This window comes from Streptosporangium sandarakinum (assembly GCF_050942225.1).
GTDB classification, from domain to species: Bacteria; Actinomycetota; Actinomycetes; order Streptosporangiales; family Streptosporangiaceae; genus Streptosporangium; species Streptosporangium nondiastaticum.
Genome location: NZ_CP192034.1, coordinates 5311495 through 5336852 on the forward strand (window position 1 = coordinate 5311495; position 25358 = coordinate 5336852).

Genomic DNA, 25358 nt, shown 5'->3' on the forward strand with positions numbered 1-25358 from the left:
CGGCCTTCGAACGGCGGCGGCCTCCGGACGGCGGCCTTCGAACGGCAACGGCCTCCGGACGATGGTGGCCTTCGAACGGCGGCGGCCTCCGGACGGCGGGCGGGGAGGAGCGGGGCCGTTCCGGGAAGGCAGGGACGGAGCAGGGCGGATCGGTGACGGCGGGCAACCCCGGAAAAGACGGGCGGTCAGCCGCCCGAGGTGTCGGTCTCGGCGTCGGCGCAGGGAACCGCCATCTCGTAGGGGTCGTCCAGCCAGCCGGCGGGCAGGTGGACCCGGTCGCGCGGGTTGGTCTTGCCGCGCGGGGTGTCGGCCCCGTCGGGCCAGGGCTGGGCGGCGTCGAGCTCGGCCAGCCCCTCGCGCAGCCCGGCGAGGGTGGAGGAGGTGGCCAGACCGCGGCGCAGGTCGGCGCCGACGACGAAGCCCTTGAGGTACCAGCCGACGTGCTTGCGGAAGTCGGCCACGGCGTGCTGCTCGTTGCCGAACGCCTCGGCCAGCAGGGTCGCGTGCCGGTCCATGGTCGCGGCCACCTCGCCCAGCGTGGGCCGGGCGCGGTCGTCCCGGCCCTCGCAGGCCGCCGCCAGGTCCGCGAACAGCCACGGGCGGCCCAGGCAGCCCCGGCCGACGACGACGCCGTCGCATCCGGTCTCGGCGATCATGCGCATCGCGTCGCCGGCGCTCCAGATGTCGCCGTTGCCGAGCACCGGGATCTCCGGCACCGCCTCCTTCAGCCGGGCGATGGCCGACCAGTCGGCGGTCCCGCCGTAGTGCTGGATCGCGGTGCGGCCGTGCAGCGCGATCGCCGAGACGCCCTCCTCCACGGCGATCCGCCCGGCGTCGAGGTAGGTCAGGTGATCGTCGTCGATGCCCTTGCGCATCTTCATGGTCACCGGGAGCGTCCCGGCGTTGCGCACCGCCTCGCGCAGGATGGCCCGCAGCAGGTTGCGCTTGTACGGCAGCGCCGAGCCTCCGCCCCGCCGGGTCACCTTGGGCACCGGGCAGCCGAAGTTGAGGTCGACGTGGTCGGCCAGATCCTCGTCGGCGATCATGCGGACGGCCCGGCCGACGGTCACCGGGTCGACCCCGTACAGCTGGATGCTCCGGGGCTTCTCCTGCGGGGCGAACCGGATCATCTTGAGCGTCTTGGCGTTGCGCTCCACCAGCGCCCGCGTGGTGATCATCTCGCAGACGAACAGCCCGCCGCCCTGCTCGCGGCAGAGCGTGCGGAACGGCGCGTTCGTGATCCCCGCCATGGGCGCGAGCACCACCGGCGGCCAGACCTCGAGCGCTCCCAGCTTCAACGACTCCACCTCGTGTTTCTACCGTACGGCGCGCGTCGGTACGAATCGGCTCCGGCTGGAACGGCTCCCGCGCGGGCCACTCCCCCACCGGCCGGTTCCCGATCGGATGGCTCCCGTGCGGACCGTTCCCCACCGATCCGTTCCCCACCGGACGGCTCCCCACCGGACGGCTCCTGGGCGAGCCGCTCCTCACCGGCCCGTTCCCGACCGGACGGCTCCCGGCGGAGCGGGAGCGGTGCCTGGCCCGGACGCCGGACCGGGTCGCCGGTCGCCCCCCGCGGGGTGACGGTTACGCAACCACTCGGAAAACCCGCTAGAGTTCTCTCGTCGCCGCGGGACGGAAAGCCCGGCGGAAACACGCGGAAGTGGCTCAGTGGTAGAGCATCACCTTGCCAAGGTGAGGGTCGCGGGTTCGAATCCCGTCTTCCGCTCGGAAGTCTCCCCCTCTCCGGGGTGAGGCGGCGGCTCCGGGAGACCGCCTGATGTTCCGATCCCGGCGCGGACGATTAGCTCAGCGGGAGAGCGCTTCCCTGACACGGAAGAGGTCACTGGTTCAATCCCAGTATCGTCCACCACGATATGAAGCAGGTCAGGGCATCGCCCTGACCTGCTTTGCGTTTTCCGCTCATGCCACCTCATGCTTCCCCCCGACCGGCCGGATCAGAGGCCGCCCGGGCGGGGCGGCGGACACCGGCCGCCTCGCCCGTTCAGGAACAGGGCGGAGAGTAGTCGAGTTCGGAGACATACTGATCCCACTCGGCCTCGGTGATCGGAGCCCCGGAGACCTCGCACACCCGGCGCGCGGCGCGCTCGGCGTCGAGTTGCAGGATCCTGGCGGTCCAGTCCTGCGATCCGGTCGCGAGTGACCGGCCGTCGGGGCTGAAGGCGACCGAGCCGACGAAGTTCCTGTGCTGTCTGAGCACCGCCGACGCATGGGGACTCCGCCGGTCCGCGACATCCCACAGGCGTGTCGTGGTGTCGGACGAACCGGTCGCCAGAGACTTTCCGTCCGGGCTGAAGGCGAGCGCCAGGACCCCGTTGAGATGCCCCTTCAGGGTGGCGACGGGTGCCGGTTTCGCGGGGACGCCGACGTCCCACAGGCGGACGGCGGCGTCTCCCGAGCCGGTTGCCAGAGTCCGCCCGTCGGGGCTGAAGGCCAGCGCGTTCACGCTGAACGTGTGTCCCTGCAGAACCGAGAGCATCCGAGGTCGGGCGAGGTCGCTCACATCCCACAGTTTGGCGGTGAAGTCCCCCGACGCCGTGGCCAGAAGGCGCCCGTCCGGGCTGAAGACGACATCGTTCACGAACTCCTCGTGGGCCGGGATGAGCGCCCCGAGCTTCGGCCTCGAGGGTGTGGAGACGTCCCAGAGCCTTACCCGATCACCGTAGGAGAGCGCGATGAACCGGCCGTCCGGGCTGAACGACACGGCGCTCACGTAGTCGTCACCTCTGTTGTGGAGGATGTTGAGCACCACCGGGTTCGCGGGGTCCGTCACATCCCACAGTCGCGATTCGCCGTGCTGCTCGGCCGTCACCAGGATGTGCCCGTCGGGGCTGAAGGCCGCCCCCTGCACAGAGGTGTCATGCCCTTTGAGGGTCGCCACCAGGCGGGGCCGTGGGATGTCCCTCACATCCCACAGTCCCACCGACGCGTCGTACGACGGAGTGGCGACGAGGCTCCCTCGGGGATCGAACGCAACATGGACGATGCCGCCGTGGTTCATCTGGCCCTCACCCGTGAGCGGGAAACGCCACAACCGGACCTTGGCGTCCGAGGACCCGCTGACCACGACGGTGCCACCGGGATCGAAGACCGCGTCACGGGGAATCGCGAAATGGCCGGTCGCGGCGGTGGCGACCGGGTGGGCGGGATCCTGGAGATCCCACATCCTCATCGTGTAGTCGCCCCCGGTCGTCACCAGCGAACGCCCGTCAATGCTGAGGGCGACGCTCTGTACCCCGTCGGTGTGCTCGCTGAGCACGGCGATCTCCTTGATACGTGCGAGGTCGCGGACATCCCACAACCGCACGCTCTTGTCCAGCGATCCGGTGGCGAGCCGCCTCCCTCCGGCACCGAATGAGACGTCGATGACTGCGTCGGTGTGTTTGCCGACCGTGGCGCGCAAGGCAGGCGCCCCCGGATCACTGATGTCCCACAACCGGGTCTTCCCGTCGTAGCCACCGACCGCGACCACATCATCCGCACCCATGGCGATCGCCTTGTCCGAGTAGGCCGGCAGCCGGGTTCTGGAGCGCTCCATGGGATTCTCCCGCCGATCGACCTCCCACAGCCACAGCTCGGAGCGTCTGACGTCCTTGGGCCGCACAAGGGCCGCGAGAGTGGTGCCGTCGGAGCCGAAGACGAGCCCGGTGACAAATCGGTTCCCCACGTCGACGAGGGCGACCTGACGTGGATGGACGCGGTCGGTCACGTCCCACAGACGGATGGTGGCATCGGTGGAACCGGTGGCCACCGTCCGCCCGTCCGGCGCGAAGGCCACACCCAGCACCCTGCCGCCCCCGGCGCTCCTCATGACGCCGAGCGCGGCCGGCCGGAAGGGGTCGGTCACGTCCCACAGCCGCGCCGTACCGTCCCAGGATCCCGTGGCCAGGGTACGGCCGTCCGGGCTGAACCGGACCCGCCAGACGGTCGCCGTGTGTCCGAGAAGCCGCACGCCCGGATTCCTGTGGGCGGCGGTCAGCAGCGCGCCTCGCGCCTCGGCCGTGTCGCCGAGCCGGAAAGCCAGCACGCTCAGCTGTGCTCCCAGGGATTCGTCCGCCACGCTGTTCGCCGCCTCGGCGATGCGCCCCGACAGTGCCGTGTCACGTTGCCGGGCCGTCTCCCGGCTCTGCAGGAATGCCGTGACTCCCGCCACCACGGAGATCAGGAGCAGCGTGACCAACGAGGCGATCACTCCTTTGACCACGTTACGTCGGCGGTTCTCCTGCCGGGCCCCGGCGTCCAGGAAGCTCTGAACTAGCGGCGCGCCCGGGTCCGCCCCGCCCGCGAGGGCGTCGCGGGCCGCGGCGAGCCGGGTGGCGGAGTAGAGATAGGCGGGGTCGCGGGACTGGCGTTCCCAGGCGCGGGCGTCCTCGTGGAGCTGCTGGCGGACCAGGATCCGGGTGCGGTCCTCGGTGATCCACCCTTGCAGCTTCGGCCACGCCTGAATGAGCGCCTCATGGGCGAGTTCCGCCGTCTGGCCGTCCACGTTGACCAGCCGCGCCCGGACGAGCCTCGCGAGGATGTCCCTCCCCTCTCCAGCCGCCAGTTCGGCCACCGGAACCCGCCGGCGGGTGTCAGCGATGTCACCGACCCGGACGAGTTCCACCAGGAGCTTTCTGGCGAACTCCCGGCCCTCCTCGTCCAGATCCTGGAGAGTCTCGTCGGCGCTCTGCGCCAGGGATCGTCTGATCCCGCCGGCCGTCCGGTAGCCGGCGAGCGTCAGCACCCCGTCCACCCGGTGGTGCCAGGTGGCCAGGAGCGCGTGCGACAGCAGCGGCAACGTGCCCGTTCCCAGATCTTCCAGCAGAAGATCGACCAGCCCCGCCTCGAAGGAGAGGCCGGCGAGTTCCGCCGGCCTCTCGATCGCCTCGCGCAGTTGCTCGGCGGTCATCGGGGTGACGAGCACGGGACGGGAGAGCGCCTCCTGCAGTTCGCCGAATCTGGTGGCCGGGCCGAAGAAGTCCGACCGCAGGCCCAGTACGACCAGGGCGGGAGAGTCGTACCCCCGGCAGAGCTCGGTGAGCACACGGATGAACAGGGCCATCTCGGTCTCGTCGATCGGCGCGGTGAAGACCTCCTCGAACTGGTCGACGACGATGACCGTCCGTGGCTCCGTCTCGGACGCGACCAGCTCGCGGAGGAGCCGGGGATCTCCTGTCAGCCGCTCGCGCAGGTCGCCGGTGGGGGCGGGGGCGAGGCTGCGGATCAGTTCGCCCAGCGGATCCGTGCCGGGGGCCATGATCATGCACGGCCGACCGTCGAGCCGCTGGAGCGCGGGGATGAGCCCCGCCCGGAGCAGTGAGGACTTGCCCGAGCCCGATGGACCGGTCACCACGAGGAGCCCGTCGGCGAGTGCGCGCCCGGTCAGCGTCTCGGTGAGCTCGTCCCTGCCGAAGAAGAGATCCGCGTCCTCGGGGCCGAACACCCCGAGACCACGGTAGGGGCTGACGGAGTCGTCCTGGGGCACCGGCGGGGGCGCCGCCAGGATCTTCGGGTGGTAGGCGGGGTTGGGGGCGAACGGTCCCTGATCCCCAAGGTCGGCGACCTCACGGTGAGGCCGGGGAAATCCTCTGGCGGCCATGGCCCGCGACAACGCCACGTATAGATGGTCGAGCGTGAACTGGGCGGGACCGGTGGGATCCCCCTCCCGTAACAGGCGGATGAGTTCACCGCTGAACGCGGTGTAGGTCTCTCCCACGGGAGCGAACGACACCGACTCGTCGCTGCTCGACGCCAGCAGGTAGCCCCCCGGCAGGCGTGTGTTGTCGAACGTACGGCCCGCCGCGCCCCCTCGGGGAGCGCCGGCCCGTCCCGAGAAGCAGCAGTCGAGGATGGTGACGACCCGTTCGGCGGGGCAGCGGGACAGCGCCTCCCTGACCGCCGAGTAGGAGAAGGTCTCCATGAAGGGCACGGCGTCGGTGGGATTCATCGTCGCCCGGGTGGTGAGATGCAACTCGTCGCCGCGCGCGTTCAGGACGCCGTGGCCGACGTAGCAGAACAGGAAGACGTCGGTCGCGTCCCTGGTCGCCTCGGCCAGCGCCGCGGCCAGTGCCATCGGGTCCAAGGGATCGGCGAGCACCGTGAGGCCGCCGGGGTCGAGGCCGGCCGGCCCGGTGAGACAGTCGGCGAGGCCGGCGAGGGTCGCCTCGACCGCGGGCACCGGGGAGAGCAGCGATCCGGTGTCGTAGCGGCCGGATCCGACGAGGAGAGCCCGCGCTCCCGGGGAGCGCAGCAGACCGGGCGACTCACTCGTCATCGGCGGCCTGTTCGTCCAGCGCGGCGGTCACCCGTCCGATGAGCTCGGAGAGTTCCTCGGAGCGCAACGTCCGCATTCCCCTGCCGGAGATCTCCACCTCCCTGTCGCCCCTTGTGAGCCGTACGGTGAACTCCCCCGAGCGGTGACGGAGCCAGGTGATCACGATGCCGACCACGCCACCGGCCGTTCCCCCCGTGCCGAGGAGGATCTGGACGGCCTCCACCACCGGCCCGAGTGTGCCCGGCGCGGGAGGCCCCTCGCCGAGCCGGACACGCCCGCGGAACCTCGCCTCCTCCGTGAGCCGTCGATAAAGATCACGGAGTTCCGCCGAAGATCCCTCCGTCACCGTCACCGTCAGGTCCATGGCCCCTCACATCTGCTCGCTTCGTTTCACGAAATGACGCGGGTCGGCGTCGACCGGGCGGCACCGCGGAGATCACGAATTTATTCCTTCGGCGTGTAGCTCAAATAAATCCTGTTCTGCTCCTTGGCCGTCTTGGACATGTCAGCTAGCACGCGGAGGACGGTCCCCCGGGAATCGATGACCACGACCTGATAGGCGGTCCCTTTCTTCGTCAGGACGATGAGGTTGTTCTCGTCCCACCATCCCTCCGTCCCTTCGACTTTGGCGGGAATGCGACCGAGGGGCCTGCCGGTTACGGCGTCCCACATACAGGCGGGCGCGTCGTCACCGTAGGGGCACCCGGTCAGGAGTTTCCGGCCCGAAGGAGAGAAGACGTCCTCGCCGCCGCCGAGAGGGCCGACGCCGCCGAGCGTGCGGAGAACCCGGCCGTCGGTGCGGTAGGTCCTCACCCCGGACCCATGGTCGGCTACGAGACTCCGGCCGTCGGGCGCCCACCTGAAGGAGGCGTCCCTGTCCACGCCGGGAGTCATGACGACCCGTGCCGTCCGCTGAATCGGGTAGGTGGTTCCGACGGTGGCGAAGCCGACGGTCGTCCCGTCGCGGTGGACGGTGAGCACCAGGACCTTCCCATCCCTCGACCAGTACGGCAGCTTGGCGTCGAGCGGGCGCCTGACGATCAGCACCGGGGTGGGTCCGGCGTAGAACAAGCCGATCAGGTTGACGGAGGTCCGCCCTTTGGACGGCTTGAGAACTCCGGCCGCGTACTTCCCCGCGTGGCTCGCGACCAGGTCCTTGTACGCCGTTTCCCTCCCGAAGCTGCCCCCGGCGAGGGTGCGAAGATATGTTTCCCCTTTTCCGTAGAGGGTGAAGGATGTCACCCACACCGGGTCATCGGCCCTTTCATGCAGGGTGGCCACCACTCCGGGGAGGCTGAAATGGTCCTGCGCCGCGCCGACGGGGGACGGATCCCCGCGTGCGGGCGGCGAGGCGCATGAAAAACCGAGGGCGAACAATACGCAGAGGGCTTTCACGCCACCCCCACCGATCATGACCGCATCGTAGGGCAGACGTCCGGAGCGGAATAGGCCCGAATTCCTTGTCCGGCGTCCCGCACCCTTTTGGAGACGCCGCGCCCGATGGCGTACCGTTGCGGGGCCCGCGTGACGGCACGCGCCCTCTCCCCCGCCGGATTCCGGGCGAGACTGAGCCGGGCTCCGTGCCCGGGGGGGGGGGGCACCCGCCGGCCGTCTGCCCACCCCTGGCCCGGACCGAGCCGGACGGCCAGCGCGCCGAACAGGCCGTGAGCAGGCCCCGGCGGGGGCACGAGCCGTATCATTCACAAGGTGCCCCCAGCCAGCGGTCCCCCCGTTCCCCATCACGGCGGCGCCGGCCGGCCCGCGCCCGGCGCCCCCGGTGGGCCGCCCGTACCCGGTAGGTTCGGCGGACGCGCGCCCGGTGGCCCCGCACCGCGGAGCACGCCGCTGAGCTTCGCCTGGGCGTTCGCTCCGCTGTACACCTGCGGGCTCGCCACCCCCTTCGTCATCGGCCACGCCGCCGCCCGGCTCCGCAGCCGGACGGCGGCCCTCGCCGCGGGCGCGTACGGCCTGCTACTGCTGGTCTACTTCGTCGCCGCGGGCCTCCCCGGCGGCGGAGGCGTCCGGTATGTCGCAGCCACGGTGATATGGGCCTTCGTAGGCTGGCTGGGCGGCACGGCGCACGCGCTGTTCCTGCGACCCGCCGTCTTCGCGCCCGGCGGCCGCCCGCCCACGGCGATCCGGCGACCCCCGCCGGGTCCCCGCCCCCCGGGTCCGGCACGCTTCGAGCCTCCGGGCCGTCCCGGGCACCCCGGACACCCCGACGACTCCGGACATCTCCACCGCCCAGGACACGCGGCGCGTAACCCCTCGCCTCCTGGCCAGGCGTATCCCCCGCCGCCGCCTCAGCCGCCGGCCTCCCGGGCGTCCGCCGTCCCGCATCCGGTGGTTCCCCCGCCCCCGGCGGCTTCCCCGGCTCCGTCCCCGCAGAGCGCGCCTCCGCCTTCGCAGAGCGCACCCTTGCAGAGCGCACCTCCGCCTTCACGAGGCGCTCCCCCGCGAAGCGTGCATCCGCCTTCGCGGAGGACGCCCTCGCCCTCGCGGAGCACGCCGGTTCCGCCGCCGTCGGGAGGCGCGCCCCCTCCCCCGCGGAACGTTCCGGCTCCGCCGCCTCCCCCCGGTACGCCCCCGCCCCCGCGGATCGCGCCCGGCGGTCCGGCGCCCGTCCCGTTCCCGCCGATCGGGCCGTACCTGCCGGTGCGGCAGCTCGGCTCGGGCGGGCAGGGCTCCGTCTACCTGGCGAAGGGCCCGAACGGCGAGTCCGTGGCGGTCAAGGTCCTGCACGGCAGGCTGGTCGGCGGCCCGGGTCAGCGCGAGCGTTTCCTCCGGGAGGCGGAGATGGCCCGGCGGGTGCGTCCCTTCGCGACCGCGCGGATCCTCGACGCCGGGGTCGTGGACGACCTGGTCTACATCGTCACCGAGTACGTGCCGGGGCCCTCTCTCGCCAAGCTGGTCTACGAGCAGGGTCCCCGGAACGGCGACAGCCTGACCCGGCTGGCGATCGGGACGATCGCGGCGCTCAAGGGGATCCACGCCGCGGGTATCGTGCACCGGGACTTCAAGCCGGCCAACGTCCTGCTCGGCCCGGACGGGCCCCGGGTGATCGACTTCGGCGTCGCCGGGGCGCTGGACCGGATGGCGATGGCCTCGGCGGACAACCTCAGGGGCACCCTGCCGTACATGTCGCCGGAGCAGATCTCCGGCGAGCGGGTCGGCCCGGCCTCCGACATCTTCAGCTGGGCCTCGACCATGCTCTACGGCGCCACCGGCCGGGACGCCTTCGAGGGCGGGTCGCTGCCGCAGGTCCACCGGATGCTCGTCGGCCACCATCCGGACCTGTCGGTGCTGCCCCCGGCCTTGCGCGGCGCGGTGGAGCGGTGCCTGGCGAAAGATCCCCGGCACCGGCCGACGGCCGCCGAGGTGATGATGGCGATCACCAGCTGAGCCGGGACGCCTCGGGGGCGGACTATTCCGCGTCGACTTCCTCGGCCCAGTAGGTGGTGGTCCATGCGGCGCCGCACCGGCAGCGTGACAGCCGGACCAGTTCACCGTCCTCGCTCATGGACAGCCCATGGTTGAGGCGGACGTGGACGTGTGTGCTCATGACGGATCGACTTCCGGTTGGTCATCGGACGCTCCGGCCGGACGCCGGGCGCGGGTTCCTCCGCGTCTGTCGGCGGGTGCGGGGTGGCGGCCGTGAGCCGGACGGGGGAGATTGCTCTCCCTGTCTACCCCATGTATCGGTATGAAGCCACATTTACCTGGGCGTTTCCCCTCTGGTCAGGGACCGAGGACGACGCTCACGTCGAGTCCTCCCGCCGGAAGGGGACGGATCTCCAGCGTGCCCCGGTGCGCCTCGACGATGGCGGCCACGATCGACAGGCCCAGCCCCAGGCCCTCACCACCGGCCTTCCGGCCGGCCTCCAGGCGCTGGAAGGGCTGCAGGAGCACGGGCAGCCGGTCGGCCGGGATCACCGGGCCGCTGTTGGAGACCCGGAGGGTGGGACGTCCGGACCGTACGGCGGTCTCCACCCTCACCCACCCACCGGGCACGTTGTGCCGCAGAGCGTTGTCCAGCAGATTGCCGACCAGGCGCTCGACCAGGGCGCGATCGCCGTGGCCGGGAGCCTGCCGCAGGACGGACTCGACGCGAGGCCCCTGATCGTCGCGGTGACCGATGGCCTGACCGGCGATCTCGGCCAGGTCGAAGGACCGCCGGTGCTGCAGGCCCTGCTGGCTGCGGGCCAGCGTGAGCAGGGCCTCGATGAGCCTCTCCTGGTTCCTGCCCGCGACCAGCACACGTTCCAGGACCTTCCGCAGGGACTCCGTGTCGGCCGCCGGGTCGGCTAGTGCCACCTCGGCCATGGCCCGCTGCAGTGTCAGCGGGGTGCGTAGTTCGTGGGAGGCGTTGGCGACGAACCGCCGCTGCGCGGTGAACGCGGCCTCCAACCGGTCCAGCAGCTCATCGAAGGTGTCGGCCAGCTCCTTGAGCTCGTCGTCCGGTCCGGACGCGGCCAGCCGCCGGTCGAGCCGGTCGGCCGTGATGCGCCGGACCGTGGCGGTCATCTCCCCCAGCGGCCGCAGCACACGGCCGGCCATGTGCCAGCCCAGCAGCATCGCCGCGAACGCCATGACCACCAGTGCGATCAGGGAGTTGACCAGCAGCCGGCGCAGGTGGCCGGTCTGCTCCAGCCCGGGCGCCCGTACGGACGGCACGGGCCCGCCGGGCGACGCGGGAGCGGCCGGCGGACCGGGAAAGGGGGAGAACTCCACCAGGACGTAGATGAGCGCGACCAGCAGCGCTCCCGCCACCAGGAACAGGCCGCTGTAGAGCAGGGTCAGGCGCAGCCGTACCGTCCACCTCATATCCGGTATCCGGCCTGCGGGACCGTCTCGATCAGCGGCGGGTCGCCGAGTTTACGGCGCAGCCTGCTGATCGTCACCTTCACGGTCTGCGTGAACGGGTCGGCGAACTCGTCCCAGCACCGCTCCAGCAGCTGCTCGGCGGAGACCACCGCGCCTCCGGCCGCCAGGAGCAGCTCCAGCACGGCGAACTCCTTGGGGCTCAATGGCAGCCGGCGCCCGTCACGGGTGGCGATCCGGGTGGCCGGATCCAGCCGCAGGCCACCACGGGCGAGCACCGGCGGGAGCACCGGGCCGGCCCGTCTGACCAGCGCCCTGATCCGGGCGACCAGCTCGGCGAAGGCGAACGGTTTGGGAAGGTAGTCGTCGGCGCCGATGCCCAGCCCGGTCACCCTGTCGTCGATCGTCCCGGCGGCGGTGAGCATCAGCACCCGCGCCGGGTGACCGGCGCCGACCAGCGACCTGCACACCTCGTCGCCGTGCAGGCCGGGCAGGTCCCGATCGAGGACGACCACGTCGTAGTGGTTGGCCGAGGCGCGGTCGAGCGCGGCGTGGCCGTCCAGTGCGACGTCGACGGCCATGCCCTCACGGCGCAGCCCCGTGGCCACCGTCAGGGCCAGTTCCTCGTGGTCTTCGACGATCAGCACCCTCATGATCTCCAGCATCCTCGTCACCCGGTTACAGCGGGGTGACCGTCGCCGTTGCGGTCCGGTAACCGGCCCTCGGCTTGTCTGGACGCACCGACGGAACCGAAAGGAGCGATCATGTTCGACTCGACGGTCAAAAGGAGGGTTCTCACCGCCGCGGTGCTCGCCGCGGCGGCGCTCGCGGTGATGCTCGCGGTGCTCGCGGCGGGAAGGGGCGGGGTGGCGGCCGCCTCGCCCGGGAACCCCGCCGGCGCCGGGAGGTTCACCGCGTGCATGCGCTCGCACGGGCTGCCCGGCTTCCCCGAGGTCTCGTTCTCCTCCGACGGGCTGGTCAACCTCGACATCAGGGGAGAACGCGTCGACGTCATGTCCCGGAAGTACGGGGCGGCGGTGAAGGCCTGCGAGCCGCTGCTGCCGGCGGGTTCCCGGCCGCCGGGCGCGCCCGCGGCGCCGCCCGCCCCGGCGCCTCCCTTCTGAGGTCCTGGGAGGAGGACCGGTCCGGCACGATGGTGGCACCGGGACGGCGGGCGTCATAACCGGTGTCCTCCAGGGTCATGATCCGTTAGCGTTCGTACCCGACGCCCGTCATGACCCCAGGAGGCCGGATGTTCGCCCTGCCGCTCACCGAGCACGCCGAGCTGCGGCCGCTCGATCCCTGGAGGGCCGAGGAGTTCCTCGCCCACCTGGACCGGGCGCGCGAGCACATCACGCCGTGGGTGTCGCCGCTGTTCGCGGCCTCCGACGTCGCCGGGGCCCGCGCCCTGCTGCAGCGCTACGCCGACAGATGGTCGCGGGACTCGGGCGGCATCTGGGGGATCTGGCTGGAGGGCACGCTCGTCGGCGGCGTGCTGTTCGTGTCGTTCGACCCCGCACTGGGCGTCTGCGAGGCGGGCTGCTGGCTGGAGCCCGCCGCCGAGGGGCGCGGGCTGGTCACCCGCGCCATCGAACAGATCATCGGCTGGGCCGTGAAGGAACGCGGCATCCAGCGCGTGGAGTGGCGGACCAACGCGCGCAACACCCGCAGCATCAACGCGGCGAAGCGGCTGGGCATGTCTCTCGACGGCACCCTGCGCCAGGCGTATCCGGGCGACGGCGGTCGCATCGACATCCAGGTCTGGTCGGTGCTGGCCGAGGAATGGCGGGCGCGCGAAGCACAGGTGACCGCGGAACGGGCCGGGTCGGCGAGCTGAGGACGGTTCCTCGACCCCGGAGCATCTCGCCTCCGGGGTCACGGCTCGCTTTCGTGGGGCGCGAGGCCGAGGTCCCGATGGGAACCTCGTCGCCGTCTCACCGGGCGTGATCCCGCCGCCCGGCCACACGCCCGCCCGTCCGGGCCGTGAGGATCCCGGCTCCGGACGAGGGCTCAGACCAGTCGCCTGATCTCGCCGTAGGCGCGGTAGAAGCCGCCCCGGCCGGAGGGGCGCACGTCCTCGACCAGGTAGCGGGCGCCCGCCTCGCGGACGGCCTTGGGGAACTGCACGTTCCACGACTCGTAACCGGGGCTGACCACGTGGACGCGCAGGCGCTCGCCCTCGCGCACGCACTCCACGACCACGCCGTCCCCGGGATGGGTGACCGTCTCCAGCACGACGGACGGCTCCACCGCCGCGAGCGAGGCGGCCGCCTTCACGTCGACGCGCTCGGGCACACTGCCCTCGCAGGCGGCGGCGATCGCCGCCTCGCTCGCGTCGATGCACGCCAGGGAGCCGTCGGTGGTGACGATGTACAGGCGTTCGTCGAAGAACTGCATGGAGAAGGCCGACCCGCAGCCGGTGCCGAGCTTCCACAGCCGCTCCCCCGACGCGGCGAAGCAGTACACCGACGAGTGGCTGTCCCCGGCGAAGACGTAGCGGCCCCCGGGCGAGGTCGCGCAGGAGTAGACGGGCCCGTCGCACCGGTAGACGGCCTCGACGCGGCCGTCGCTCTTGGCGAGCCGGTGGACGGTACGGCGGGCGGTGCCGGCGTAGACCGCGTCCCGCTCCTGCCAGCCGAACAGCACGTCCCGTACCTCCGGCGTCTGCCACACGAGGGTGCCGTCGGCGTCGTAGCGCGCCACGCCGTCCGAGTGGCCGTGGTAGACCGCGTCCTCGTCGCACCGGACCATCCATGCGGAGTCGCCCCGGCCCTTGCGCGCCCACTGGAGCTCGTCCTCGTAGTCGATCGTGGTGATCCGTCCGGCCCGGTCGGAGACGCCGAGGACGCCGTCGTGGATGTCGAGCCAGTAGATGTCGACGTCGGCGGCGATCTCGTAGGCCGCCCTCGGCACCTTGCCGCTCAGGTCGTACACCGTGCCGTCGTCGCAGCCCGCGTAGATCCAGAAGTCGTCGGCCACGATGCACTTGACGCCCTCCGGCAACCGGAAACGGCTGGTCACGGTGCCGGAGTGGGTGACGGTGTAGACGTCGCCACGCTGGTTTCCGACCCAGCAGCGCTCCTCGTCCACGAAGATGCCGAACGCGGCGGAACCACTGTCGAAGCGCCACAGGACCGGCGCCTGCCGGGCGGTGGAACGGGTGCTGACGATGGTCCTGCGGGTGACGGGCCTGCGCTGCCGCATCCCGCGTACGGCGGGCGCGTAGCCCTTGCGCACCTTCTCGCCGATCTTCTTGGCCGCCGCGGCCTGGGCCTTCTCCGCGGTCGGGAAGTCCGTGACCCTGGTCTGCCCCGCCTCGCCGATGCGCCCGTACGTGATCGTCACCTGCGTCCCGGACACGGCCGCCTCGTAGAACTTGTGCGCTCCGCCGCCGTCCTCGGACAGCTCAAGGTACGTCATAGCCGTTTTCTCCCGGTAAGCCCAGCTCGATCAACTGGTCGGGAGGCTAGAGCACCGCGACGACAGTTTCGCGGCCTCGGGCTCGCGGAAAGGACGCCTTCGATCTCCAGCGTTCCGCGATCAGGCCCGAGGGGGGCGTCATCCCGGAACGCCGCCGAAGCTGATCTCGTTGCCTTCCGCGTCCCGGTAGGTCACCTTGGTCACACCGCCGTCGTACGTCTCGCGCCTGGCGGGCTCGACGCCTCGCCGCGCGATCTCGGCGACCCGGTCGTCCAGGTCGTCGACGAACGACAGCACCAGGGCGTTCCCCGCCCGTTCCGGGTCCTGCACGATGTAGACGTACCGGTTCTCGGCCACCTCCCACACCGCCTCGACGTCGTTCGGCAGGAACGAGGGCTGCCGGCCGAAGAGTCGCTCGTACCACGGCAACGCCGCGGCGTAGTCGGTGACGGGGATGCCGACGAAGAGGTCCTGTGCCATGCCGCCCTCCGTACGCGACTGAGGTGCCGTCGGCACCGATTCTGACAGCGCCCGAAACCCCTCGGACGCCGTTATGCGGCTGCGGGGCAGGGAGCCCCGGGGGCCGATGCTCAACCTCACCCGCCGAGTTGCCGGCGGGCCTCCTCCTCCATCATCGCGTTGAAGCGCGCGTCGCGGTCGCCCTCCGCGCGCCGGGCCGTGTAGACGACGGTGTATCCGTCCGGGTCGGTGACGCGCAGGTCTCTGGTGTTCCACGGGGTGTCGGCGGGGCCGTCGACCGTACCGCCGCCGTGGGCGCGGGCCCGCTCGGCGAGCGCGTCGAGCTGCTCCAGCTCGGCCATCACCCCGATCGTCCATCCCTCCCCCGGATCGGCCTTGCCGGGGCGTACCAGGATGTCCTGGTACCGCCAGCGGCGCAGATGCGCCAGCGCGGGCTCACCGCCGGGTCCGGGCACGGTGAACAGCGATATGAAGTCCAGCCCGTTCACGTACCAGTCGACCGCGCGGTCGAGGTCGGCGACGGTCAGTGAGACGAAGGCGGGCATGCCGTAGATGTCGCGGCTGATCTCCGCGGGGATCGAGTCCATGCGGCACATCGTCGAGTCTCCAGCCGCTGGAAGGTCAAACAGCCGTCCGTCTCCCCCCTCGCCGCGCGCCCAGGCACCCTGAAGGCTCCGAACACGCGCCTCGTCCGGTACGGCGGGCGCGGGAACCGACCCCCGGCCAAAACGTGGTGCGTCGTCGTGGGAGACCGAAGTATGGTCGGCGACCATGACACTTCCTCGCGTTCGTCCTCCCTTCGTCGCCGATGAGCGGACCCAGCTCGTCGGCTGGCTCGACATGCAGCGCGCGCTCGTCCGGTGGAAATGCGAGGGGCTGCCGGAGGAGGACGCGTACCGGTCGGTGCTGCCCGCCTCGCCGCTGATGTCGGTGGCCGGGCTGGTCTCCCACATGCGCTGGACCGAGCACTGCTGGTTCGAGGTCCTCTTCCTGGGCCGCCCGTCCGACGGCAATCCGCAGTTCGACGAGGACGTGGAGGACGCCGACATGCGGGTCGAGGGTGTCCCGCTCGCCCGGCTGCTCGACGAGTTCGAACAGCAGTGCCGGATCTCCAACGAGATCATCGCCGCTCATTCGCTGGACGACGTGGGCAAGCACCCCGACTACCGGTCGGCCGGCGCGACCCTGCGCTGGATGCTGATCCACATGGTCGAGGAGACCGCCAGGCACGTGGGCCACCTCGACACCGTCAGGGAACTGCTCGACGGCACCAAGGGCTACTACTGAGCCCCCACTCCCTCTTTCGCAACGAGAAGCGGCCGGTCATCGGTCTCTCCTGGGTGATCCACGAGGGCGTTGACCTCCCCGTAGTCCATCGCCTCGGTGAAGGCCGTGTAAGTACCGGCGGTGAGCAGCTCTCGGACGCCGCGCCGGACGAGAGCGTGGGTGGCGAGTGCGATCGCCGGGCCAAGGCTGACGCGACCGACCCCGAGCTCAGCCAGTTCACCGATCGCTGGTGCTCCCGGACCGGCCATGATGTTGAGCGGCACCGGAACCTCCCGGACGAGAACCGACACCGTCTCCGGATCGGTGACCCCCGGCACGAAGATCCCGTCGGCACCCGCGCCGACGTAGGCCACCGCACGGTCCACGGTGTCCCGCAGGCGGGTGGCCGGATCACCGACGGCCAGCAGGTAGGTGTCGACGCGCGCGTTGAGGAACATCGGCACATGGGCGGCGTCAGCGGCCCGCCGGGCGGCGATGATCCGCTCACACTGTTCCTCGACCGGCCGCAGTCGCGGGACCGGGGCATGGCCGTCTTCGATATTGATTCCTACGGCACCCGCGGCGAGCACACCCCGAACGGTTTCGGCCACCCCGTCCGGGTCGCTCGCGTAGCCGCTTTCGATGTCGGCGGTGACGGGGACATCGACCGCGGAGACGATGCGGGCGACGAGGTCCAGGGCACGGTCGCGGCCGAGCCGGTTCCCGTCGGCGGCGCCAAGGCTCCAGGCGACGCCCGCGCTGGTGGTGGCGATCGCGTCAGCCCCGGCGTCCTCGATGAGGCACGCGCTGGCGACGTCCCAGGCGTTGGGCAGAACCAGCACCCGGCCGCCGGTGTGCAACTCGCGGAAACGCAGGGCCCTGTCACGGTGTGAGAACTTCATGCGGGACAGCCAACCAACTCGGCTCGGGTGCGGGCTGGCGGCTTTCGGACCTCATCAGAAGGACCGGCGCCGCGCGCTGCGTTCACCGCCCTCGGGCCGGAGGAGTCCTTCTCCGCCTCCGGGAGGCCGTCACGCGGCCGCGCAGCAAGTGCGGAGCGAGGGAGCGATCGATGCCGCCCCGGAAATCCATCTTCCAGCTCTCGCTTCGGCGCATATCAGGGTGGCTCGTGGGCCTCGATCCTTACGCCCACCCGCCTTCCACATCCGTCACCGGCCGGGCCGGCGAAACACGTTCGAGGGACCGCAGCAGGTCTCGGACGTCGCGGGTGTCGAGGTGGCCGACGCCGCTTTCGGCTTCCAGGTCGGCGAGCAGGGGCCGCAGGACCGCGCGCGCACGGTCGTAGTCGCCCAGCCGGGTGAGGAGCGTGCCGAGTTCCCTGCGCAGCTCCAGGATGAACTCGTCGCGATCTCCCAGCGCCGGCCGCGCGTCGCGGAGCAGGCCGTCCATCTGCGAGAGCGCGACCCGGTGCCGCCCGAGCGCCGCCGCGCAGAGCGCCCGGTTGAGGCGGCAGCCCAGCACCGCCGGGTGGACGGCTCCCAGCAGCTCCGACAGCCGGGGCAGCAGGTCGTCGTAGTCCTCGGCCGCCCGCCGGTAGTCCCTGACGGCGAAGCGCGAGCCGGCCAGCCGCATGCGCAGCGCGAAGACCACCGGGTCCTCCGGGAGGAGGACGCCTTCGGCCCCGGCGAGCGCGCCTTCGAGCAGCTCGACCGCCTGGCTGAACCGTCCTTCGAGGGCAAGCTCCTCGGCGCGCTCGTTCACCGCCCGCAGCTCCGCCTCAGAGAGCCTCCGCCCGGGTCCGGCGTCTCGCACCGGGACACTGGGGCCGGTCAGCGCGGTCTCGGCGACACGCTCGGCGACGACGGCGTACATCCGCAGCGGGTCGGGCGACAGCGGCGCGGCCGTCACGCCGGGCAGGGGCGGCGGGGCCGTCACGAACGGCAGCAGCCTCCCGTACACCTCCGCCGCGTCCGCGGGCCGGTCGGCGGCACTCTTGGCCAGCAGCTCCAGGACCAGCCGTTCGATTTCGGCGGGCACGTCTGAGCGGAGCGATCGCAAGGGAGCGGGCGCCTCGGTGTAGTGGCGGCCGACCTCGGCGGCTGTGTACGCCGACTCGAAGACCCGCGACCCGGTCAGCAGCTCGTGCAGCACGCAGCCCAGTGCGTACAGATCGCTTCGCGGGCTGGCCAGGCCCGTGACAGCCAGCTCGGGCGACATGTAGTGCGGTGTGCCGACGTTCTGCCCGTCCTGAGTGATCTGCGTGATGTCCGCCGAGCCCAGCATCGCGACGACGCCGAAGTCGAGGACCTTGACCGTGCCGTCGGCACACAGGATCAGGTTCGTCGGCTTGAGGTCCCGGTGGATGAGCGAACGGGCGTGCGCGACCGTCAGGACTGCACAGATCTGAGCGGCGATCGCCGCCGCCCAGGCGACCGGGAGCGGGTGGTGGCAGGCGATCAGGTCGTCGACGCGGAAACCCTCGACGAGCTCCATCACCAGGTAGAGGTCACCGTCATGGGTGCCGAGGTCATGGATGACCGGCACCCCGGGATGCCCGATCCGCGCAGTGACCCGGGCCTCACGACGGAATCGCCGCTCGGCCTCCTCACGCAGTTCCGGGGTGGGGAACCGCTCCGTGCGGATGAACTTGACCGCGACATGCCGGTCCAGCGACCGGTCGAAGCCCTTCCAGACCTCGCCATAACCGCCGCGGCCGAGGTAGTCGGCCAGCTCGTACCGGTCACCGACGACGTCTCCCCGGTTCACGCGGTCCCCTTCGGGAAGAGAGCCGTCTCCTGCGGGAAGAACCCGATCCCTTCTCGAAGAAAACCTCTCCCTTCCAGGAGAAGAGCCACCTCCTCCGGGAGGAATTCCGCCCCCTGAGGGAAGAGACCCGTCCCCTTTGGGAGGAAATCCGACTCCTCCGGGAAGAGAGTCGCCCCTTTCCGGGGAAGGCGCGCAGCGGCCGTCACAGTCCCTCGCTGTCGCGGATCATCCGGTAGACCTGCCGCCGCCCGATCTCGGTGATCCGCGACCGGAACAGCGAGTCGTCGTAGAAGCGCTGCATCAGACCGGTGTTGCCGGTGTGCCGGTCGATGACGACCTTCTCCAGGTGGTCGGCGAACACCTCGCCGAAGTTGGCCTCGTCGTTGACGAGGGCGGCCTGCCGGAGCGCGTCGGCGCCCGCCGCCTCGCGGAACTGCTGCTCCACCCAGACCTGATCCGCCTCCGACAGGCCCAGGCCGTACCTGTCGTTGAACGCGGCGATCAGGTCGCGCAACGAGGCCGTCTCCGGCTCGGGGGCCGCGCCTCCCCCGCCGTCCGGGCCGGGGATCGTCACCTCCTCCGCCTCGGGGAGGCTGATGTCGTGCTCACCGGTCAGGCTGATCCTCAGGTGGGTGAGGTCGATCTCGCCGATGTCCACCGCCGGGTCCTCCCGGCGCGGCAGCCGGTTCAGCAGGAAGCGGCCGAACAGGTACAGCCGCTCCAGGTCCGGGTCGACGTACGGCACGACCTGCGACAGGAAACCGTACAGGCGGACGTATCCGCGCAGGTCGCCACGGAACTCCTCGGCCGCGTCCCCGCCGTTCTCGGCGTCCTCGCGCTGCCGTTCGACGAAGCGCCGCACCGCGGGCCCGGTCAGCCGGTACAGCTCGGCGTGCGCCTTCTCCAGCTCCCGCCGGGTCGCCGAGGTCCGCTCGGCCCGCAGGTAGCCCTCGGCCAGGGCCTGCATCTCCGACTCCACCAGCAGAGCGTGCCCGAGCACGGCGGCCTCGCGGGTGTACAGCAGGTTGGGATCGATCCGCTCGGTGGCGCTGCCCTCGTAGTACGGCTGGAACGCCTCCTGGATCTCCTCGGCCTCGTTGGCGAAGTCGAGCACGAACACATCGCCCTGCGACTTGAGCCGGTGCGTGCGGTTCAACCGCGACAGCGTCTGCACCACCGCCACCCCGGCGAGCTTCTTGTCGACGTACATCGTGGTCAGCAGCGGCTGGTCGAACCCGGTCTGGTACTTGTCGGCGACGACCAGGATCCGGTACTCCGCCTTCTCGGACGCGCCCGGCGAGGGGTCGTCGGCTCGGCAGTAGCCGAACCGCTCCGGCAGCTCCCGCTCACTGAAGCCGTTGAGGCGCGCCTCGGTGTACTCCACCCCGTCGACCTTCAGCGTCTGGGAGAAGGCGATGAGTGTGCCGCAGTCGGGGTAGCCGTTCGCGGCGACGTGGTCGCGGATCGCCTGGCCGAGCCGTACGGCGTGCTCGCGCGAGCGAGTGACCACCATGGCCTTGGCCCGGCCGCCCATCCGCCCGGCGGTGTGCCTGCGGAAGTGCTCGACGATGATCTGCGCCCGCTGCTGCATGCTCGTCGGGTGCAGCTCGGCGAACCGGGTGAGCAGCGCCTGCCCCTTGCGCCGGTCGACCTCGCGGTCGCCGGGCTCGGTGCTGGCCAGCCGCCAGAACGTCGCGTAGGTGACGTAGTTCTTCAGCACGTCGAGGATGAAGCCCTCCTCGATCGCCTGCCGCATGGAGTAGGTGTGGAAGGCGCGCGGCTTGCCGTCCTCACCGGGCTCGCCGAAAAGGGTCAGCGTCTTGCCCTTCGGCGTCGCGGTGAACGCGAAGTACGACAGGTTGTCGTGCCTGCCCCGGGCGAGGGCGCTCGCGGTCAGCAGGTCGCCGTCCTCGTCGATGTCGTCGGTGCTCGCGGTGCCGACCGCGCCACCAGGCGCGGCGCCGGGCGTGTCACCGGACGCCGGACCGGGCGCCGTGCCGCCGCCGAGCTTGAGCAGCACCCGCTTGAGCGCCGCCGCCCCCTCGCCGGACTGTGACGAGTGCGCCTCGTCCACGATGACCGCGAACCGCCTGCCGCGCAGCCCTTCGATCTTCTGCAAGACGTGGGGGAACTTCTGCAGGGTGGTGATGACGACCTTGGCGGTCTCCCCCTGCAGCGCCTCGGCGAGCTGGTCGGAGTGCTGGTCGATTCGCCGGACGACGCCCGGCGTGTGCTCGAACTGGTAGATCGTCTCCTGGAGCTGGCGGTCCAGCACCACCCGGTCGGTGATCACGATGACCTTGTCGAAGACCGGCTGGTTCGGCTGGTACCCCTTGGCCAGGGCGGTCTCGTCGATCCCGGCGAGGGCGGCCGGGGTGTGCAGGCTGGACAACGCGTGCGCGAGCCAGGCGATCGTGTTGGACTTGCCCGACCCCGCCGAGTGCTGGACGAGGTAGTTATGGCCGGCGCCGTACCGCCTGGCGTGCCCGGTCAGGGTCTGTACGGCGTGCCACTGGTGGAACCGGGGGAAGATCAGCGGCAGCCGGTGGGCCTTGCCCGGGGACGGCTTGCGCCCCTTGCCCTTCCTGACGTCCTCGTCGTCGACGTGCAGGAATCGCCTGAGCAGGTCGAGCCAGGTGTCAGGGTGCCAGATCCGCTTCCAGAGGTAAGCGGTCCGGTAGGTGCTCCCGTCATCCGTGCCGTCCAGATCGTTCGGGGTGCCCGTGCCGTACGGATCACCCAGGTCGGCCGCGCCGAGGACGCCGGGGGCATCGGGGTTGCCCGCGCCACCCGGCTTGCCGGGGCCGGCCGTACCCATGTTGAACGGCAGGAAGCGCGTCCGCTCCCCCGCCAGCCGGGTGGTGACGAACACCAGGTCCGGGTCCACGGCGAAGTGGACGAGCGCCCGCCGGGCGAACAGCAACTCCCGGGGGTCGCGGTCCTCGCGGTACTGCCGCTTGGCGTCCTCGACGGTCTGACCGGTGAGCGGATTCTTCAGCTCGGCCGTGGCGACCGGGATCCCGTTGACGAACAGGGCAAGGTCGAGGGCGTCGGTCGTCTTCGCCGAGTAGCGGAACTGGCGGACCACGCTGAGGATGTTCTTGCCGTACGGTTCCAGTGCGTCGGCGGCGACGGTGTGCGCGGGCCGGAAGTAGGCCAGCCGGAACAGGACACCTCGGTCCTTGACGCCGTGCCGCAGCACCTCCAGCGCGCCCTCGTCGTCGATCGCCTTGGCCACCCGCTCGGCCAGCCGCCGCGCGGCTCCCGCCTCGTCCCCGGCATGCGCGGTGACCAGCCGCCGCCACTCCTTAGGCTGCGTCGCCCGTACGAAGTCGAGCAGCTCCTGCGTGTTCAGCCCGAGGGCGTGGTCGTAGAAGTCGTTCGAGCCCTTCAGCCAGCCCGCGTCGATCAGCGCCGACTCGATGGCGTCCTCGAAGACCTTCTCGTGGTGCACGGGGGGCACGGTCACCGGTCCTTTGGGTTCTGAGGTTCTCGGGGGTCTCGGGTTCCTCGGACGGGAAACTTCAGAGCCCACAATTGAAACAGAAGACGCGGGGCGATGGGGGATATCGGTGGAACGTTCCGAACATTCCTCCCCAAGCGGACCTGCGGGGTGCGGCCGCCCGGAGAGGGCGACCGGAAGATACCTCGAAGGGTTGAGGCTGTTCGGGGGATGGCGGGGGCGGGACGGCAGGGGGTCAGCCGGTGGAAGAGGGCTCGGGAGTGCCGTTGCGCCACACGCAAGGCGACGTAGCGCCTATGCCAAGGACGACTCCATTATCGCTGTCAGTGGCGTCAAGAGAGAGCAGAAATCCATCGGGCCTGGAACGCCCGGAAATGTTCAGACCGTTCGCTGAAGCGCCTTCAATATAGTGACCTTGCCGTTCCCAATAGTGCTTGACTTGCATGGCCGCTTCCGCCAATCGCTCTTGAGGGATACCTCGCAGGTAATAGGAACGACTCACCATCATGCGATTCCCCGAATCCCCTCCAGCAGAGTCGGGGCAGCCATTTGAGTTAAGACTGGGGCGATAGAGGTCGAGCTTGGGCTCAGGTTTGATCGCAGCAGCTGCCCCCTTGATGAGATGCTCAACACGGGCGAGCGCCTCGACTTCGGTTATCGTAGGCTTGTCCAAGACTTCCCCCTCGGAGCAGCCGGCGATGATACTGGCGGCAATAATAAGTATTGCAATGAAGCGTGGCATTTACTCTCCGCCCGGTGAAGGTGAAGGAAGCGGATGAGGTGACGGCCTACCAAGAGGCATGGCATTCAGTGGACGTGGCAACGGATCAGGGGCGGCAGGGGAAGGAAGCGGCGTTGCCGTCGGTGCATCAGACGATTTGGGGAACGGAATGAGAGCGTCATACTGACCATTGACAAGATGAGCGATGTTCTTGAGCGACGCGGTGTTGGCCGCCATGGAGTCATCATCCCAATATCGCGAGTGAGCCTTTGCGGTGACGGCCGGGTCTCCACTGTCGGGAACATAGAATCTATTGGCACCGAACTCGGGATCCCCAGGGTCAACCCCAAGGGGAGCTGTCTCCTTCGGGAAGAACTTCACCCCATCAGGCCCTTCCTGGATCAACAGCGTGGGAATGGAACCTATATAGCTCACCGGGTCATTCGGTGCTTCCCCTACCCACACCGAGTCGACTGCGAGGTATTTCGCTTTAGGTACACCCACACCTGGGCTCCCCACGAATATCAGCTGCTCCGCGAATGCTTTCGGACGCAACCGAGCCGCTGTACCGACCGTCGTCGATCCGTAGCTATGCCCCAGCACAGTAAGCCGCACGTCAGAACCCAGTTTACGCGTGGCATGAAGCCCATCGACGAAGCCGACCAGCAGCGGAGCTCCCTTTTCTGCCGCCCCTATGAAGGCGGGAGAGCCGTCCAGGGTCGCGGCAGTCCCCCACTGGGGAGCGTCATAGCCAAGCCAGGCGATGGAAGCGACCTTCTTGTTCGGCTTGAAGAAATCGGCTTGGTCCCAGGTGGAAGCGACACGCCTGGAGTCATCGCCTCCGAACCCTTCAAGCTTGGTGTCCGTTCCCGGGACATAGACGGCCACGTTATCCGCCTTGTCCGGATCTCCGAACGAAACGATGGCCTTGCCGAGCCCTCCTAACTCGAGCTGCAGCAAGAAGGCCGGAGCACGGCCGTTCTGTCCTCCCCGCGCCATCCCCTTCTCCACCGCGGCGAGCTGCCGCATCTTCAGCTCCTGCTCCCCGATCGACTCCTTCAGCCGCTCCGAGGAGTCGCGCAGTTGCTCCAGTCTCTGGCTGAGACCGTACTTCTGGTAGGAGTCGCGGATGCCCGCCATCTGGTCGTTGAGCTTCTTCATCTCCGCCCCCAGCGCGGCCGAGGAGGCGCGGAGACGCTGCAACTCCGGCGGGATCGCGGACTTCTGGGCGGCGAGATACGCCCGGTTGGCCTTGTCCCGGTCCACGGCGGGGAGCCCGTTCAGGCTGCCGACCAAGCCCGGGGAGACGTTCATCAACTGCCCCTGAGCCAGTGGACCGAGCTGCCGCCACCACACACTGAGCCGTCCGGCGAGCGTCTTGTCCTTGCCGGTCTTCTGCAGGTCCGCCAGCGCCTTCAGCGCCATGGCGTCCCCGCGGGCCGCGGCGGCGGTCAGCTTGTTCACCCCGTTGGCGTCCGGCGCGTGCCCGCCGAACAGGCCGAAGGCGGCCGTCGCCTGGGAGGCGGTGCCGATGTCGTGGGTCTGCTGGATCACCGCCAGCCGCTGCCGTAGGTCGCGAACCTGCTCCTCGGCCCAGACGCCGGCGTCACCGACCTGCCGCGTGGAGGGCGAGGTGACGCACAGCGCCGACAGTTCGGCGGTGAGCCGCTGCCCGGCCCCGATCAGCTCCGACCCGGCCCGCTGGAGGTCGGCCACCAGGCGGCCCATCGCGGCGACGTCCATCCCGGAGAAGGAGGACGGCCGGGCCGCCGCCATGCCGACCGACGTGGAGAACGAGGGAACCTGCGCCTGGCCGCCGAGCTGTCTGATCCGCCGCGCCATCTCCTCGGCCGCGTCCTGGAAGGCCGACTGCAGCGCCGTACGGCGGGCCGCGAGCGCCTGGGCGAACGCCGGCGCTCCCCCGCCGACCCAGGCGTTGGCCGCCATGTACTGCACGGACGAGTCCAATGCCGCCGCATGGCTCCGGCCGAGCTGGGTGATCCGCGACAACGCCGCTTCCAACTCCGCAGTCGCATTCGCCGCCACAATGCGTCAGAGTCTCACGCAAGGTCATCCAGGATCAAGGTCTGGCGTTGAAGTTTCCCGAAACAGACATTCCCGCTATACGGTCACTACAAAAGCGATTTAATGTCGGAGACGACGAGATTCCCGGCACTCAGCCA

The 25358-nt window shown here is 70.3% G+C and carries 19 protein-coding genes and 2 tRNA genes; 6 read left to right on the top strand and 15 right to left on the bottom strand.

Annotated elements, in window-relative coordinates; all coding sequences use genetic code 11:
- Nucleotides 1–185: 185 nt before the first annotated feature.
- Entirely contained in the window at nucleotides 186–1307 is a 1122-nt protein-coding gene (gene dusB / locus ACQP10_RS24805; protein WP_179827717.1) for a tRNA dihydrouridine synthase DusB, read from the bottom strand.
- Nucleotides 1308–1657: 350 nt separating this feature from the next.
- On the opposite strand from dusB, the gene ACQP10_RS24810 reads away from it, so the two are divergent.
- Nucleotides 1658–1729, top strand: a tRNA-Gly gene (locus ACQP10_RS24810).
- Nucleotides 1730–1798: 69 nt separating this feature from the next.
- Nucleotides 1799–1873: transfer RNA gene (locus tag ACQP10_RS24815), tRNA-Val, on the top strand.
- 132 nt (nucleotides 1874–2005) lie between these two features.
- Here ACQP10_RS24815 and ACQP10_RS24820 read toward each other — a convergent pair.
- The 3 genes from ACQP10_RS24820 to ACQP10_RS24830 form a co-directional block, all read right to left on the bottom strand.
- A complete protein-coding gene (locus ACQP10_RS24820; protein ID WP_433539788.1) occupies nucleotides 2006–6277 on the bottom strand; it encodes a caspase, EACC1-associated type in 4272 nt (1423 codons plus the stop codon).
- Nucleotides 6267–6641 carry an effector-associated constant component EACC1 gene (locus ACQP10_RS24825; RefSeq protein ID WP_433539789.1) on the bottom strand — a complete coding sequence of 125 codons (375 nt, stop codon included), beginning with the start codon at nucleotides 6639–6641 and terminating at the stop codon, nucleotides 6267–6269. The genes ACQP10_RS24820 and ACQP10_RS24825 overlap by 11 nt, the downstream gene beginning before the upstream one ends.
- Nucleotides 6642–6721: 80 nt before the next feature.
- Entirely contained in the window at nucleotides 6722–7561 is an 840-nt protein-coding gene (locus tag ACQP10_RS24830) for a TolB family protein (RefSeq protein ID WP_433539790.1), read from the bottom strand.
- A 1371-nt stretch (nucleotides 7562–8932) separates the two neighbouring features.
- Here ACQP10_RS24830 and ACQP10_RS24835 point away from each other — a divergent pair.
- A complete protein-coding gene (locus tag ACQP10_RS24835; RefSeq protein WP_346022658.1) occupies nucleotides 8933–9679 on the top strand; it encodes a serine/threonine-protein kinase in 747 nt (248 codons plus the stop codon).
- Nucleotides 9680–9701: 22 nt separating this feature from the next.
- On the opposite strand, the gene ACQP10_RS24840 is transcribed toward ACQP10_RS24835, so the two are convergent.
- The 3 genes from ACQP10_RS24840 to ACQP10_RS24850 all read right to left on the bottom strand — a co-directional run bounded on the left by ACQP10_RS24840 (nucleotide 9702) and on the right by ACQP10_RS24850 (nucleotide 11751).
- The gene (locus ACQP10_RS24840; RefSeq protein WP_433539791.1) at nucleotides 9702–9839 is read right to left on the bottom strand and encodes a hypothetical protein; all 138 of its coding nucleotides are present in this window, start codon (nucleotides 9837–9839) and stop codon (nucleotides 9702–9704) included.
- 176 nt (nucleotides 9840–10015) lie between these two features.
- Nucleotides 10016–11101, bottom strand: coding sequence for an ATP-binding protein (locus tag ACQP10_RS24845; RefSeq protein WP_433539792.1), 1086 nt, complete (start codon nucleotides 11099–11101; stop codon nucleotides 10016–10018).
- Entirely contained in the window at nucleotides 11098–11751 is a 654-nt protein-coding gene (locus tag ACQP10_RS24850) for a response regulator transcription factor (RefSeq protein WP_346023226.1), read from the bottom strand. The genes ACQP10_RS24845 and ACQP10_RS24850 overlap by 4 nt, the downstream gene beginning before the upstream one ends.
- A gap of 111 nt (nucleotides 11752–11862) precedes the next feature.
- Here ACQP10_RS24850 and ACQP10_RS24855 point away from each other — a divergent pair, with 111 nt between their 5' ends.
- Both ACQP10_RS24855 and ACQP10_RS24860 read left to right on the top strand, forming a co-directional pair.
- On the top strand, nucleotides 11863–12222 hold the full coding sequence (locus ACQP10_RS24855) for a hypothetical protein (RefSeq protein ID WP_389996138.1): 360 nt from the start codon (nucleotides 11863–11865) through the stop codon (nucleotides 12220–12222).
- Nucleotides 12223–12350: 128 nt separating this feature from the next.
- On the top strand, nucleotides 12351–12935 hold the full coding sequence (locus ACQP10_RS24860) for a GNAT family N-acetyltransferase (RefSeq protein WP_179827699.1): 585 nt from the start codon (nucleotides 12351–12353) through the stop codon (nucleotides 12933–12935).
- Between the two features lie 173 nt (nucleotides 12936–13108).
- Here the strand turns inward: ACQP10_RS24860 and ACQP10_RS24865 are convergent, their stop codons facing one another.
- The 3 genes from ACQP10_RS24865 to ACQP10_RS24875 form a co-directional block, all read right to left on the bottom strand.
- Complete coding sequence (locus ACQP10_RS24865) at nucleotides 13109–14518, bottom strand: WGR domain-containing protein (RefSeq protein WP_346022669.1); 1410 nt, start codon at nucleotides 14516–14518, stop codon at nucleotides 13109–13111.
- 138 nt (nucleotides 14519–14656) lie between these two features.
- On the bottom strand, nucleotides 14657–14998 hold the full coding sequence (locus ACQP10_RS24870; protein ID WP_433539793.1) for a VOC family protein: 342 nt from the start codon (nucleotides 14996–14998) through the stop codon (nucleotides 14657–14659).
- Between the two features lie 116 nt (nucleotides 14999–15114).
- Nucleotides 15115–15585 (bottom strand): VOC family protein, encoded by a 471-nt coding sequence (locus ACQP10_RS24875; RefSeq protein ID WP_433539794.1) that lies wholly within the window; start codon nucleotides 15583–15585, stop codon nucleotides 15115–15117.
- A gap of 184 nt (nucleotides 15586–15769) precedes the next feature.
- On the opposite strand from ACQP10_RS24875, the gene ACQP10_RS24880 reads away from it, so the two are divergent.
- The gene (locus ACQP10_RS24880) at nucleotides 15770–16285 is read left to right on the top strand and encodes a DinB family protein (protein ID WP_433539795.1); all 516 of its coding nucleotides are present in this window, start codon (nucleotides 15770–15772) and stop codon (nucleotides 16283–16285) included.
- Here the strand turns inward: ACQP10_RS24880 and ACQP10_RS24885 are convergent.
- The 5 genes from ACQP10_RS24885 to ACQP10_RS24905 all read right to left on the bottom strand — a co-directional run bounded on the left by ACQP10_RS24885 (nucleotide 16279) and on the right by ACQP10_RS24905 (nucleotide 25221).
- Nucleotides 16279–17166: an isocitrate lyase/PEP mutase family protein gene (locus tag ACQP10_RS24885; protein ID WP_433539796.1), complete on the bottom strand. Its 888-nt coding sequence runs from the start codon at nucleotides 17164–17166 to the stop codon at nucleotides 16279–16281. The two genes, ACQP10_RS24880 and ACQP10_RS24885, sit on opposite strands and share 7 nt — an antisense overlap.
- A 241-nt stretch (nucleotides 17167–17407) precedes the next feature.
- Nucleotides 17408–18991 (bottom strand): protein kinase domain-containing protein, encoded by a 1584-nt coding sequence (locus ACQP10_RS24890; protein ID WP_433539797.1) that lies wholly within the window; start codon nucleotides 18989–18991, stop codon nucleotides 17408–17410.
- 202 nt (nucleotides 18992–19193) lie between these two features.
- Nucleotides 19194–22460: a type I restriction endonuclease subunit R gene (locus ACQP10_RS24895; RefSeq protein WP_433539798.1), complete on the bottom strand. Its 3267-nt coding sequence runs from the start codon at nucleotides 22458–22460 to the stop codon at nucleotides 19194–19196.
- A gap of 229 nt (nucleotides 22461–22689) precedes the next feature.
- The gene (locus ACQP10_RS24900; protein ID WP_433539799.1) at nucleotides 22690–23196 is read right to left on the bottom strand and encodes a hypothetical protein; all 507 of its coding nucleotides are present in this window, start codon (nucleotides 23194–23196) and stop codon (nucleotides 22690–22692) included.
- On the bottom strand, nucleotides 23197–25221 hold the full coding sequence (locus ACQP10_RS24905) for an alpha/beta hydrolase (protein WP_433539800.1): 2025 nt from the start codon (nucleotides 25219–25221) through the stop codon (nucleotides 23197–23199). It lies immediately after the preceding gene.
- Nucleotides 25222–25358: the final 137 nt, after the last annotated feature.

Coding starts and splice junctions, on each gene's coding strand:
- ACQP10_RS24900 (WP_433539799.1), bottom strand. CDS start 23,196: ATGCCACGCTTCATTGCAATACTTATTATTGCCGCCAGTATCATCGCC.
- ACQP10_RS24825 (WP_433539789.1), bottom strand. CDS start 6,641: ATGGACCTGACGGTGACGGTGACGGAGGGATCTTCGGCGGAACTCCGT.
- ACQP10_RS24880 (WP_433539795.1), top strand. CDS start 15,770: ATGACACTTCCTCGCGTTCGTCCTCCCTTCGTCGCCGATGAGCGGACC.
- ACQP10_RS24885 (WP_433539796.1), bottom strand. CDS start 17,166: ATGAAGTTCTCACACCGTGACAGGGCCCTGCGTTTCCGCGAGTTGCAC.
- ACQP10_RS24855 (WP_389996138.1), top strand. CDS start 11,863: ATGTTCGACTCGACGGTCAAAAGGAGGGTTCTCACCGCCGCGGTGCTC.
- ACQP10_RS24845 (WP_433539792.1), bottom strand. CDS start 11,101: ATGAGGTGGACGGTACGGCTGCGCCTGACCCTGCTCTACAGCGGCCTG.
- ACQP10_RS24840 (WP_433539791.1), bottom strand. CDS start 9,839: ATGAGCACACACGTCCACGTCCGCCTCAACCATGGGCTGTCCATGAGC.
- ACQP10_RS24850 (WP_346023226.1), bottom strand. CDS start 11,751: ATGAGGGTGCTGATCGTCGAAGACCACGAGGAACTGGCCCTGACGGTG.
- ACQP10_RS24860 (WP_179827699.1), top strand. CDS start 12,351: ATGTTCGCCCTGCCGCTCACCGAGCACGCCGAGCTGCGGCCGCTCGAT.
- ACQP10_RS24875 (WP_433539794.1), bottom strand. CDS start 15,585: ATGGACTCGATCCCCGCGGAGATCAGCCGCGACATCTACGGCATGCCC.
- ACQP10_RS24820 (WP_433539788.1), bottom strand. CDS start 6,277: ATGACGAGTGAGTCGCCCGGTCTGCTGCGCTCCCCGGGAGCGCGGGCT.
- ACQP10_RS24870 (WP_433539793.1), bottom strand. CDS start 14,998: ATGGCACAGGACCTCTTCGTCGGCATCCCCGTCACCGACTACGCCGCG.
- ACQP10_RS24865 (WP_346022669.1), bottom strand. CDS start 14,518: ATGACGTACCTTGAGCTGTCCGAGGACGGCGGCGGAGCGCACAAGTTC.